The organism is Bacteroidales bacterium, assembly GCA_031275285.1.
Taxonomy (GTDB): Bacteria; Bacteroidota; Bacteroidia; order Bacteroidales; family UBA4181; genus JAIRLS01.
Genome location: JAISOY010000084.1, coordinates 18,315 through 32,734, shown reverse-complemented (window position 1 = coordinate 32,734; position 14,420 = coordinate 18,315). Strand labels below are relative to the sequence as shown.

Annotated in this window: 7 protein-coding genes; all 7 read right to left on the bottom strand. The window is 41.2% G+C overall.

From position 1 onward, the window contains the following. Positions 1-17 precede the first annotated feature (17 nt). Complete coding sequence (locus LBQ60_09050; protein MDR2038056.1) at positions 18-1,250, bottom strand: DUF4959 domain-containing protein; 1,233 nt, start codon at positions 1,248-1,250, stop codon at positions 18-20. A gap of 127 nt (positions 1,251-1,377) precedes the next feature. Beyond that, positions 1,378-3,303, bottom strand: a complete 1,926-nt coding sequence (locus tag LBQ60_09045) for a RagB/SusD family nutrient uptake outer membrane protein (protein ID MDR2038055.1) — start codon at positions 3,301-3,303, stop codon at positions 1,378-1,380. 32 nt (positions 3,304-3,335) lie between these two features. Next, a complete protein-coding gene (locus LBQ60_09040; protein ID MDR2038054.1) occupies positions 3,336-6,692 on the bottom strand; it encodes a TonB-dependent receptor in 3,357 nt (1,118 codons plus the stop codon). Positions 6,693-6,910: 218 nt separating this feature from the next. Further along, positions 6,911-7,903, bottom strand: a complete 993-nt coding sequence (locus LBQ60_09035) for a FecR family protein (protein MDR2038053.1) — start codon at positions 7,901-7,903, stop codon at positions 6,911-6,913. Positions 7,904-8,025: 122 nt separating this feature from the next. Beyond that, positions 8,026-8,583 carry an RNA polymerase sigma-70 factor gene (locus LBQ60_09030; protein MDR2038052.1) on the bottom strand — a complete coding sequence of 186 codons (558 nt, stop codon included), beginning with the start codon at positions 8,581-8,583 and terminating at the stop codon, positions 8,026-8,028. A gap of 198 nt (positions 8,584-8,781) precedes the next feature. Then, a complete protein-coding gene (locus LBQ60_09025) occupies positions 8,782-10,881 on the bottom strand; it encodes a phosphodiester glycosidase family protein (GenBank protein MDR2038051.1) in 2,100 nt (699 codons plus the stop codon). Positions 10,882-11,194: 313 nt separating this feature from the next. Next, on the bottom strand, positions 11,195-14,395 hold the full coding sequence (locus LBQ60_09020; protein ID MDR2038050.1) for a hypothetical protein: 3,201 nt from the start codon (positions 14,393-14,395) through the stop codon (positions 11,195-11,197). Positions 14,396-14,420 lie beyond the last annotated feature (25 nt).

Below are 14,420 nucleotides of genomic sequence, written 5' to 3'. Positions count from 1 at the left end.
ATTATACATTTTATTCGTTATTTAATAATCTGACCCCAAAAAGTTAATTCGGAAAGAGTAAAATTTCCTATTTCAACATCTGTACCATATGTACTAAAGGTGGCCGTAGTTCTGAATCTTAAATGAGTTACAGGCATGTAGGGTTCCGGCACTTCATCCGATGCAACCAAGTCATAATCCATCCCATCTACTACACAATAGTCTTTATCTTCCTGCGTAATGGTTCCTACCGATCCGTCTTCTTCATAGCCGGAGGGTTTAAATGCTTCGAACTTTCCAAGTAAGTACCAGTTATCCCAGCTTCCGTTAGCAGGAGGATCATCAGATCCCCATAATTCAAAGGTACGGGGACTGGAGCCCGAATACTCATCGCCGGGTCTCTGATATACCTTCATCCTATTAACACTGGCCGTATATCCTAAAGAAATGGTAAAATGCTGCGGTATAGGTGCGTCATGTTTTGAAGCAAACATATTAGAGTTACGTTTACCGGTAATATCATCCCATACACCTTCAATAGCATATTGCGGTCCTTCTACGTATTCCCAGGTATCTCCGGGAAGTTTCTGGTTTACCCAACCGTCTTTCGGTAACAGTTCCTCCATCAATGGGGTCAGGTAGCGTATAAGGGTATCCGATTTATTGTTCCATCGGTCGCGTACATACATGGCAAATTTTTGCTCCTTGGCTTCCATCCCGCGCCGGTAAAAAATACCAGTATCCGCCTTGGTATAGAAGATTTGCAAAGGATGCCACATATCCATTTCCGTGGTATCGGCCAGTAACACAAGGGCCAGGTTTGCCCGGGAATGATTGGAGAAACTGATGCCGACCCCGCCAAAAGCAGCTTCTATCTCTTTGGCAGCACTCATTACAGGTGGAGTTAGAGGGGTAATGCTTATACTGACCGGCTCTGATGTTTTGTTGTTCCATCCGATACTGTATAAATCGACTGTACGGCTTCTGGTATCGCCAAAGCCTTCAACCACCAATGAATCTACATAAAGGGATGCTTTGGTTTCGCACATTTCACCTCCCCGTTCATAAACGACCTTTACACCTGCCAAATTCTTGTCATTGGGAACCTTATACCTGATAAGAGCGCCACCATGCGTATTGATTACCTCAGTAACGGTTACCGGGGCAGGTGCCGGAGCCTGACCGTCGACATGATCCAACCGGCCTTCTTCTTTACATCCGTACCAGAACAGACTGGCGAACATAATGAACATATTTAATATTTTTTTCATATTCATATTATTATAATTTTTATACTAATCCAGCATATACTTACCTATAATTGTCCTGCTTGCATCACTGATGTTGGTTTTATTGTATTTATGCCGATTTTAATTATCAAACTATATTATCTATTGATTACCAACCGATGTTTTGTACTAAATTCCTGTTGTTTTCGATGTAAGAATCCATGATTGGCCAGAAATAATCTTTTGTACTAAAAGATTGCTGATACAAGGGTGCAACCGAATAATATTTTCCAGGGGCGCTTTCATTCACTTTCCAACCTTCAATGGCACGGGAGAATTGATCCGTAGCCGTTTTCCACCGGCGAAGGTCCCAGAATCTTTGTCCTTCGAGCGCCAGTTCAATCAGGCGTTCCTGTTGGATAATCTGGCGCATTCCTGCCTGTGATTCATATTTACTGTTATTGGCATAGGTATCCCAGGATTCCACTATTCCTTTCAGGCCAGCTCTTGCACGCACAGCATCAATATACTGATATAATTCTGCCTGACTGGCTCCATTCGGCCCCTCTGCTTCATTAATGGCTTCAGCATAGAGCAAATACAAGTCGGCAAGACGCATAATGGGCCAGGGGTAATATTGCATGTTATAGCCATTTACAGACGATTGTACATTTTGATAATGAACGCACTTTTTCCAGTAATACCCGGTAAATGGGCCGAACTGCTGACCTTTCTTACCCTGATTACCACTCCTGCGACAAGCAATATAAAACAAATCGTCCGGCTTATTATCATATTTCCCCTGTCCGTACCAGATTCCGCCATCAAATCCCAAACTGGCATAAAAACGGGGTTCCCTGTTGAAATGCAGTTCAATAGTAGTATATCCATTTTTCACATATAATTGTTCGGCCTCAACCGCTGTCCGTAATGCATACATATTTACCCCCTGTCTACTTTTATCTTCGGCAATGGGCACTCCATTATCTGTATAAAACATTTCGGCAATTTTTAATGGTGGTTGTAATTGTGATCTCAATGTGGAATTGCTGAAATATTGCGGATCCAGATTAGCCGTAGATAGACGTTGTAAAGTCTGCATAGCGCTGCTTCCTGTCTGGGTATTTGCCCAGATAATTTCGGAATTCCATTTCTCGCAGAATACATTACGTATACTTAACTCAACCATAGTGGTATCCGTTAATTTATACTGCTGGTATTCAGGCTTATATTCATACAAGCCCATACCAACCCTGTGACATATATCTATAGCTTCCCTACATGCTGTCATGGCCCTTTCCCATTTTTCCGGATCATCGTTCGTGTTAAAAAGGAGGGTACCATCGTGGTTTTTCAAGGTACTTTGATCGGTATTTCCATTGAACAGGGGGCTGGCTGCCGTTACCAACACTTTGGCCTTCCATGCCGCCGCTATAGGTTTGGTGATCCGCCCCATTTCCCTGGTAGGGTTAGCTATGATGGAGTCAAGTCCGGGAAGCGCTTCATCGATCAATTCGACAATATATTCGAAACAATCGTCCACCGGCACCCGCGAAACCTTTACTTCCTCTTCGCTTGCCGTGATGGGCAGGTTTTCCTTGACCAATGGTATCGGCCCGTACATCCGAACCAGATAAAAATGATAATAAGCTTTCAGAAAAGTAACTTCCGCAGTCCATTTGTCCCTTTCCCAAACAGGCAAATCCGGAACCTTTCCTACATTTTCCAGAAAAATATTACAGTCTCTCAGCGCCTGATACAAATCAATCCAATAATTGTTGGCCAAGGGAGTATTTGCATTCTGAAAGCCCCGGGCAATACGAAACATTTCATCGCTGTATTGCGGTTGGCCCGGATCAATAACCGACCACATCTCATCGCCTCCCATAATAGCCGGATCCAAGGCTATATTCCCATCCCTGGGCATGTATGAATAGCAGGTATATAAATATTTTTCAGCTTCCGAACGCATGCTAAACGCATGTTCGATGGTAGCAATATTATCAGGCACCAGATCCAGATAATCGTCACAGGCATTGAACACCAATATGAAGAATAATCCAACAACCCATTGTTTTTTTATTATATGTAACATTTTCATATTTCTTTAAATGTTAAATTTTTATATTAATTAAATGTAAGGTTGATACCGAGATTGATTACCCGTTGCAAGGGGTATCCCAATCCGTTTCCGGCCATTTCTACATCCCACATTTTAAATTTACTGAACAACAATAAATTCGTACCACTCACATAAAAACGACAGGTACTCATCCGGAATCTTTCCTTCCATTTCCCGGGGATGGAATAACCGATTTCTGCCTGTTTCAATCTAAGAAAGGAGCCGTTGCGCATCCACCAGGTACTTGTTTGCATATTATTATAGTTGTACCCGGGGCTTAACCTCGGCCATGTGGCATACATGTCCTGATTGGCCTCCGACCAGTGACTGTCTGCATATGCTTTCAATACCTGTGTTTCATTCTGGAAGGGTGTAGTTTGATCGGTGCTAATCCAGAAAGATTCCCTGGCAGCTCCCTGGAAAAAGAAAGAAGCGTCAAAACCCTTATAGCCCATGGAAAATCCAAAACCATATACGATTTCCGGAACAGTAGGATATCCGATAGGAACCTTGTCAATATCCGTTATTTTTCCATCCCGGTTGACATCAGTGTATTTGATGTCGCCCCCTCCATATGCCATGTTGAATTCTTGTGCCGGGGCATTTTCGGCTTCGGCGTCATCCATAAACAGGCGCTCGGCAATATAACCATACATCTGGTTTAGCGAATTGCCCACCCGGGAACGCCAGTACTCGTTGTATTGAGGTTCTTCATAAGCTTCATATTTGCTGGCGGCGTATGTAAAATTGGCACGGGCAGAAGTCCAGAAATCTGCTGTCCAGGAATGTTGATAATCCAAGGATAAATCAACCCCCTTTCCGGAAGCCTCGCCAAGATTGGCCCTGATGCTTGATGTCAGTCCCATGGTAGGAGGAATCGCTTCACGGGTCATCAATATATTCTCACGATATTCGGTAAAATATTCGGCTACAATGTTCACTTCATTCCATAGGCCTATTTCTATAGCAAAGTTTTGTTTGGTCGATGTTTCCCATGTAATATCTTTGTTAGCATAACGGGTTACCTGAATGCCATTGAGGGATTGATCCATATTGGTACCGAAAGTCGCCGCTCTGGTTCCGGAATTCATATCAACATTTGACAAATAATAGAATCTGTCGGATGCAGTCCCTATATTGTCATTTCCCACCAGACCATAGGAATAGCGCAGTTTCAGATTATTCACCATGGGCTTTAGTGACTCCCAGAATCCTTCGTTGGCTATGTTCCATGCCACACCGGCAGAAGGAAAAAATCCGTAACGGTGTTTTTGGGCAAACCGCTCGGAGCCGTTGTATCCGAAATTAAACTCTGTAAAATACCGGCTGTCGTAGGAATATGTCAAACGTCCCGATAATCCGAGATTACGGGATGGCAAAGAAAGCTGCAGGCTGCAGGAGTTGGCATTAAGCCCTTCTCTCGCCATAAATACAAACAAGCCGCTGATGCTGTGTTTCTCAGAAAACGTACGGTTATAGTTGAGCATTGCTTCCGCATAGAAGGTTGATTCAACTGTTTTGGGACTTTCGCTGTAGTTCAGGTATTCGGTGCCGTTATCGTTGGTCTGCTCCAGCGTATATTCATGAGTAACCCGGTCGTAGCTGACTATCTGATACCAGTAGGGATTATAATAGCGTGTCACATAAAAATTGGCCAGACGGGTAAGATTGATCATACCCCTTATGGACAAACCATCAGTCAAAAAACTGAGATCCTGCTTCACTTCCATCTGGGCCAACATCTGGGAACGTGACTGATCCTTATAACCTTTGACCATTTCTGCATAAGGATTCGTATAACTGTCATCATAGTTGCCGAACATAATATGATTAACGGATTTATGGGCATCATCCACGGGAAAATATGCCGGAAACATCACCGGATTGGATCTCATCACCATATTATACATTTCCGTTCCGGTATATATCGGTCCGTTATAATCGTCAAAATTACCGCTTAAACGGACAATCATTTCTGTTGTTTTAGTAACATCAATGTTAACATTACTACGCAAAGTATAATTCCGTAGCCGTATATTGTTGTTAAAATTATTCCGGTCATCCACTTTTAAGATACCATTGTCCTGGCTAAAAGAACCCGCTACGTAATAACGTGCTACACCGCCGCCGCCACTGACATTCAGGTTGACTCTTTGGTTTACGGCATAATTTTTAAACAACATTTTGCGCCAGTCATTGGCCGGAAATATCAAAGGGTTCATTCCATCTGCCGTACTTTCAATTTTTTCTTCGGAATAGGGTAGTTCATCCAACGGATTACGTGTCAATACCGCTTCGTTACGCAACTTCATATAGGTAACCGGATCGGCTAATTTTACATTCCGTGTGGGTGAGGAAATTGAATTTTCATAACGGATAGATATTTTCGCGGGACCTACCGTTCCCTGCTTGGTAGTTACCAATATCACCCCGTTGGCCCCGCGCGCACCGTACAATGCCGTCGCTGTAGCATCCTTCATCACGGAAAAGCTGGCGATATCGTCCGGTTGCAGGCGCGCCAGATCGGTAGTGGTCAGTTCGATTCCATCAATTAATATCAAAGGATTGGTATTGGTGCCGAAAGTGGTGATACCGCGTACAAAAAAATCGGCGTTATCAGCGCCTGGCTCCCCGCTTCGTTGGTAAGCAATGACTCCCGCCATATTCCCAGCTAAAGCCGTTGTTAAATTACTTGAAGGCACTTTCAATTCGGCAGGATTTATGGTACTGATGGAGCCGATCACGCTTTCTTTTTTTTGCGTTCCAAAGGCCACAACTACCACCTCGTCGATTTCAGAAGCTGTTTCGATCATGGTAACGGCAACCACGCGGCGTTTCCCGACCTCGATTTCCCGGGTCTGATAACCCATGAAATGGAATAACAATACGGATGTATCGCTCGGAACGGTAATCGTATATTCACCATTTGCATCTGTAGCTGTACCCAAACTTGTACCACGAATCAGTACATTTACCCCGGGCAGCAATTCACCGTGATTATCAGACACGGTACCGGTAATTCTTATCCCTTGCGCCGACGATAAAGCGCCGGGCTTCTTTACCTCTTTTGGACGGATAACAATATGTCTTTCCCTGATGGAATATCCCAAACCCGTATCTTTTAATAACTCATCCAATACCTCCTCTATCGGTTGATCTTTGGCTCTAATATCTACTTTTAAATCGTCAGAGATATCATCAGCATTATATAGGAACAAAAAATCGGTTTGGATTTCAATTTGCTTAAAAGCATCCCTTAATTTTACCTGTCTTTCTTTCAGTGATAATCTGCTATTTTGTGAATAGACCTCTGCCGATACATGCAGGATCGTTATAAAAAGCATTATCAAAGATAATTTCATAATACACCATAAGTTAATCGGGCATAATCTGCTCTTGGTTTGAATTTTTTTCATACATTTGACTGTTTTTGTGACTTTAAATATTGCTGTAACCTGAAGCCTTGGCAGGAATGGTTTCAGCAGTTTTAATCTCATTTAAAATACACCAGGGTAATGCTGGAACATTGCTCTGGTTTTTTATTGGGTTTTATGTTTTCATGATATTATTTATATTTAAGTTATTTACTAATAATGATTTTATTTCCTTCTATCGCATATTGAAAATACCTGATTTCTTTGAGCAGGTCCAATGATGTTTCAATACTTTGATCCTGGAGAAAAGTCCCTGTAAAAGGAATATTTTTTAAAGAATTATCTTTAAATATGATCTCTACATGATACATCATCTCGAATTTTTTGGCGATCTGTTCAAAAGATACCTGCTCGAACTTATAATATCCATTGATCCATGAAGTATAAAATCCGGCATCTACGGTTAATAATTCCGTTTCCTCTGTATCTTTCCGGAATATGAACTGCTGGCCCGGATATAAAACAGTTGAACGCATATTGTCCATCAGAAGATCTATTTTTCCTGTTACTAATGTTGTAATGATCTCAGATTCTTCTTTATAGGCATTGATATTGAAAGAAGTGCCCAATACTTTCACCTGCAATGCTGATGTGTGAACCGTGAATGGTAAAGATGCATTCCCTGTTACTTCAAAATACCCTTCGCCTTCCAGATAAACATCCCTGTTTTGATAATTAAAATCCGACGGATAACGTAAAATACTGCCTCTGTTTAAAAAAACCTGTGAATGATCCGGCAATGAAACCTTTAATATGGAATCGCCCGGGGAATGATATACCGTATAAGACAATTGTTGATCCGGAGCATTGTTCTTTACAAGTAAGCCAACAATTGTTCCAAGACATAATATAATAAGAAAGGCAGCAGCAATCCTTGACAAATATTTAATTGAAAACCTGGATGTTCTTGTATGATCGACAATGCGTCCGTTCAAAGCGAGCCAGGCACTATCCGTTTGGGATTCAATCTTATCATTAGGCATTTTAGCCGTAATCCAGCAATTCAGGTATGAATCATACAGTTCCCGGTTCCCTTCACTTTCCGATAGCCATTGACGCAAATAGGATAATTCTTCCTGTGTAATATTACCAGAAAAAACTCTACCAATGATCTCTTCTATGTGAAAATTATTGTCCATTATAGTAATATGACCGGTTTAGATGTAAAAGATGTGACATGGGAGGAAAAAATAATTAGAAAAATATAGGCTTCTACTATCGAATGGCTAAGCAATCAAGAACATACAAAATCAAAAAAAATCTAAATATTTATTGATTCTTTTAGTTTTCTCATTGCCCTGACGATTTGGGTGCGAACCGTATTGATGGAAATTCCCAACTTTTTGGAGGTTTCTTCATAACTAAGGTTATCCATCCGTATCAGGGTAAAAACTTCTTTACATTGAGGAGGGAGCAAATCAATAGCTTTTTCTATTTCCTCCAGTGATTCCCGTGTAATCAGTAATGAAAGAGGATGTTCCCCGGATTGCGGCAGCAATAAGTCACTATTTTCCATAAGATATTGAACATGTTCCTTATGTTTTTGATGCACCTTCATGTGTTCAAGGTGTTTCAGGCAATTATTACGAACACCTTTCATCAGGTATGCCTGAAGAGATTTGTTGATAACTATTGACTTATGGTTTTCCCATAAGCGTAAAAAAAAATCGCTCATAATTTCTTCGGCAGCACATTTTTCTCCAACAATACTTTCGGCATAGAAACATAAATAGGGATAATAAGATTTAAACATCAGCTCAAATTCCCTTTTGTCACCACTCTGAAGTTTCTTGACATCAACACCTTTATGGCTACTCATAAATATTACCTTTGTGCAAAGATATAAAGATTAATTGTTTGGCAACATCTTATATTTTTCCTATACCGGATGCCCGGCAACAGGAATAATTTTTCCGTCATCACACAAATATCCGCCTAAGTTTGTCAGATTTTTAGTCCGGCAGAAACCACTTAAAATTCAGGATAGTTTTTTACTCAACGCTGATCTTAATGATCATTACTCCACTAACATTTTAGTATTTAAAATATTTTTTCCGCCATCAAAAATAGAGACAAGATATGTTCCCTGAGAAAAGGTCACGGGGACTTCCATTTTTTGTCCGGATGATTTGATGGTTTTAACCAACCATCCCGACGTATCATAAATTTTTATAAGCAAATCTGTTTTCAGTTCATCTAAATGAATTGAAAGCATCTGGCCGCTTCTTACAGGATTGGGGAATATTTTTATTTCATTTTTCAGCATTTCTCCGTTTCCTGTTGTTCCGGAAATGGTAATTGTGTAGGATTTTTTTTGCGTTTTATCTTCCGATTGTACCAATAACACTACTTTCTGGCCTGAAACAACCAATTTTTCCGTAATATTTCCGGCTATAACTGCCTTAATATCTTCAGGTTCACCGGTTACTGTAACTTTTGCCGGAAAAGAATTCAAAGCCAATGTATACTGGTAGATCTCAGGATCGAAAGCAGGGATTAACTCGCCCTGGCTTACTGCAATGTTCTTTAATCCTGCATTCGAAAAATCAACTTCACCCCGTACCTTCACATAAGTGGAATCTTTTTCTCCGGCATATTCGGCAAATATATAACCTTCTCCCCTCTCGCCTGATGCCTGGAAAACACCATTTTCAATGCTGCCTATATTACCCCGGATGCTGAAAGTTATATTTTCAGTAGTCATATAATCAATCACCTCACCCTGCACATTACGTGTAATGACTCCCAATTGCCTTGATCCGCCTGTTTTGGTGATCACCCGTTCCGGAAAAAGATCGATTCCTGCTATTTCAGTATCGACCGGAAGAGAAGAAATAGCCAACAGGGCATTAGTAACAGCCCTGGTTGAACCATCAGAAGGTTTGTTGGCAATTTTATCATGCACGACCATAGCTGTTGAACCTCCACCATCTAAATTCACGGCAGTCCATGCCCCGGCAGAAGATATAATATCAGCCAACTGCCTTGTAGTAACACCTCCTGAATAATTTGCCGCCCGCCCATCCACTATGACCATGTATACTTTTGCAGCGTCTTTTGAAAAACCAATGGCTGTACGTGGATGATATTCATTCCAGTTATTGTTCGTCGGGGTTCCGTTCTGGAGTATATATTGGTTGGTACCCACCACATTTAAATAATTGCCGGACAATAACTGATTATTGATTCTGATATTCATTTTCACTCCTATAATATCGTTGATTTCCATTTTTCCTAAAAAAACAGCAGCATCCCCGTTTCCGACAAGCACGACTTTTCCTTCAGGGATATCCAGTCCGTAAGTATCTTCCGTAATGCTCTCCACCTTGAACTCTATCCGTTCATTTACTTTCCAGCGGTCTGAATGCATGGAAAGGAGTACCATGGTACTTTTATATGGCGACCATGCATGGGATTGCGGCGTTGCATTTTTGTTGGCGGCAGTGTTGAAAAATACCAGTTTCCCTTCTGCAGCCTTATAATTGATCTCCGACAAAGTATATTTTTCCGGTGTATTGTTGATATCCACCTCTCCTGTATAGCTGACATTACCTGTATAAGGAGTACTATTGTCATCAAAAGCAATGGAAAATTCCCTCCCTGAAACAGGAAGCTGCGACAACATACCGTTGCTTATTTCCATACCCATCGAACGGCCGACTTCGATAAAATACTCATAGCCTCCTGATGAAGTCAGGTAAAAATCGGCATTGATGGCAGCTACAGGCAGACGGCCATCATTTTGATATTCTGTCTTTTTACGGGACATCATGGAGACAGGCGTTTCCAGTCCTGCCCAGTTTGCCGGTTTACCTGTACAGGTTTCAATGCTCACAACAGGATTTGAAACATCTACTTCCAGCACATTTACTTTCAATCCTTTTCCCAGCGGAGCAGTAAACTCAGGCAGATCGTAATAAGTCCTTTTGATTCCGGGTGCAACAACATGGGTGTTCAACAGTGTGTCTACCGTATAGGTAATCCTATCAATTACTATTTGTGCAGATAAATAACCGGCAATGGTTAACTGACAAATGATAATTAACACAAAGCGTAGTAAAAGAACATGAAATATACGGACAAAAATTCCGGTTGTTTTTAAAAAGATAGAGATCATTGAATGAAAAATGAAGAGTTTATGATATACTTTAAATCTAAATCGACTAAGAGATTCTTATGAGGATGTCTAAAAAGTCACAAATTACGGCTGACCTAAGTGTGCGAGTTCACTGAAAGTAATTTGCATTTACTTGCATGAGGGTTTCGCCGTTCCGTTTGAAAACGGACTTTCAGACAGTCAAATGCAAATCCGTGAATCGCTTTCCATTTACCGAGGTAAATCATCATAGTGAATTATATCTTTTGTGTCAGAAATAAAAAAGGAAGTACAAAAAATCCCTTTTTTATCCCTGATATTCACAAAAACACTGTTATTCAATCACTTTTAAAACAACATTACCCCAAATTCCTGAAGGACCCAATTTGTTCCCTCCATTATAATACAAATAATACAACTCACGTTCTTCAATCGGTTTTTCATTTTGCGCTATCATTTTATTTTTCCACGAATTACTTACTTTAAGTTCAAGATGATTGCTCCCTTGTTTCAGGTATGAAGTAATATCTATTCTGAATGGTTTGCACCACAATTCTCGCTCTAATCTTTTCCCATTGACTGAAACAGATGCTGTTTCGAAAAGATTCTCAAAACTCAAATAGATATTTTTGCCGGATGGCAATTCTGTTATGTCAAAATCATTTTTATAGGTGATCATTCCTGAAAAATGCCTGATTTGTTCGTCCTCTGATTCCGCCCAGTTTTCAAGCCCGTGTTGTTTCAATTCTATCTTCTCACCTGTCCGTTTATTAAAGAATTCAATATCCCAGGTGTTATCAAGAGCCAACAGGGTTTTATTTTCATACTGCTTATTTTTTGACCCGCCGCTTGCCGATTTGGATAATTTTTCACTAAATACGATGAAACAACTTTCATACTCGTCCAATGTTACAGGAATAACTGTTTTAGCATCTGTAAAAGAAAACTGATCCAGCTTGCGTCGTGTACCGTCCACAGGATTCCATAATTCAGGTTGGTAACCCGTTATGTTAAATGCGATATCCAGATTTAATAATGTATCTTTCTGGTTGGATAAGAAAAAAACAGCTCCTTTATCCAGGATACGTTGTTTCCATAATATCGGCATTTCCGGGTCAAAACTGACAGCTTCGCCTGTACCGATTCTTTCTAATACCGTATTGATAGGCATATTACAAAACACCTGTCCTTTCCCTACCTTTCTTTCTATTTTTTCTTTTATCTGATAGTCTGCACTTCCCCAGATTTCACCTGATAATTTTTGTACGTCATGGTCGCATTGCGGATAATCAGACATACTGGGCGATCTCTCAATGGGATTACCTAAAATATTTGCGCCTTGCTCCACCAGTTCTTTAATCCGTTTCAACACTTCAGGGCGCATAGTATTCAACGGAGGCAACACCAACAACGAATAACTCACCCCCGAAGGAAGGATTAACCGTCCGTTTTCCACCTGGATAATATTCTCTATCACATCCGAATTGATAAAATCATAATCATATCCTTTGGATATTTGTTTATCTACCCATCCGCTCATCCTGGGTGATTCCTCGCTGATAAAGAAACATACATCCGCATGATGCCTCCCTTGTTGTAACATGTAACAACAGCGCCGCTGGTAATCGATCCATGATTTGGAATGGTCGAACCATGTATTGTGCCGGTTGTATTCGATACCGAACCAGGAATTGATACCGGGGACTTTTTTATCATCAGGTTGATGAATACATAAATGCAGGATATGTTGATTGATACCTTCAGTATAGCTTTGGTCTCCTGATCGTTTAAGATTGCCGGGATAATACTGATAACAGCTGTTAACTGTTGTATACGATTCGGCATATACCATATTTTTTCCATACATATGACATCCCGATGAAGCTAAACGACATTCGATATTTTCACCGTGATTGGTCCAGAATTCACCACCAACGGCAGGTGAATATTTGCTGTAAAGAATAAATTCGGAAGGAAATCCGTCCCATCCGTAATTTTCCAGCCAGAGCTGTGTCCCGTTTTTTTCACATATTTCTTTCATTCCTCCCACATATTCGGAAGCGACACGCTCGGCGACCAGTCTGCGCATATCCCACAGGAAGCGGTTCGACTGATCGACAGAACCGACAATCTGGCCTGTTAAAACAGCCATCCACGGATAAGGATCGTATCCGTATTTATTGACAAATACAGTATCAAAACCATCCGTCCAGTTTTGCGGACCGGTTTCGTAACTGTCGGCAATAACGCGTGTAAACGATTTGACATCTTCCTGCGGCATTCCATTAACAATTTTCCCCACATACGAATTATAATGGTTTTCAATGGGCCTTTTATTCATTTTATCGATCTCCAGACCCCTCGCAGCCGGTGCAGCCGGCTGATTGGTCGTATTGGTGGTAGTCATTCCCACCCTGAGTATCTTCCACTTACCGACGGGCGCATCCCAGCATAAGGTATCACCTTTCAGAAACTGTGAAATATTCTGTATTTGTTTTTCTGCTACAATTCCTGTTGTACCGGGTTGTTCCTGATTTTGCCATATATGTGCAAACCAATCGGGAGTTGCCCTACTGGGTATCTTGATAAGCCATTTTTCCGGATAATTTTCAAGAATGGGTTTTACGGATAAGTTAAGTTCCCGCAATTCAAACTTTTCCGGTAAATCTTTCAATATGATCCGGAACTCGGTTGATGTTACTTCTCCCAACGACATCGCCAAAGGCGCCGAAGGTTCGGCTCCCATGCGTACTTCTCTTTTAATGCGGTCAAAATAATGCGATTTTACCGGTACAAATTCACCATCCTGTTTTATCAGGACATCACAAAACATATGGTACCGCTGGTCGCCGGGTTTGATATGCAAACTCCTTTTAGTTACAGGTGCCTGATATTTGATATCTATTTGTATCGGCTCTCTGGCCCGGTTTGTAAATGTACATATCGTCCCGGGGTCCGCATCCGTCAGGCTGGTTATTCGTATCGCCGCAGGAACTGATGTAATCGCCGCCTCTAGTTGTGTTTCCTCAAGCAATACCGGGTAAGCGATTACGGAAACATCCTGGAAAAACTCTTTCGGCTTGCCAATATATTGTTTTATGGTGGCCGGACCTTCAACTTCAACCTCCGAATATACCAGGTAACGCATGGCATCCTCCGGTTTTACCCAAGGACCGCCCGACTGGCTCCATCCGGCTGAATTAAAAGTACTTATATTAATCCCGATACGGCTTCCTTCCCTGATGGCGTGTTGCATGCATTCGAACCATTCACTGCTGAGCGTTTCAACAGCACCTAACTTGCCTCCATCATAAATATTCCCTATATAAACCTCGCCTATCCCTTTACTGTAAAGAGCTTCAAGGTCTTTGGTTATTCCTTCCTTCGAAACATTCTCATTCATCCAATACCAATAAATACCCGGTTTTGTTGAGTCTGGCGGATGAACGAAACCTTCGTACATGTCCGATGAAGTACAAGATAATTGTAGTACCAACAATACCCATAATCCTGTATACAAAATTGATTTTCTCATTTGAATATTATTTATTACGCTTTAG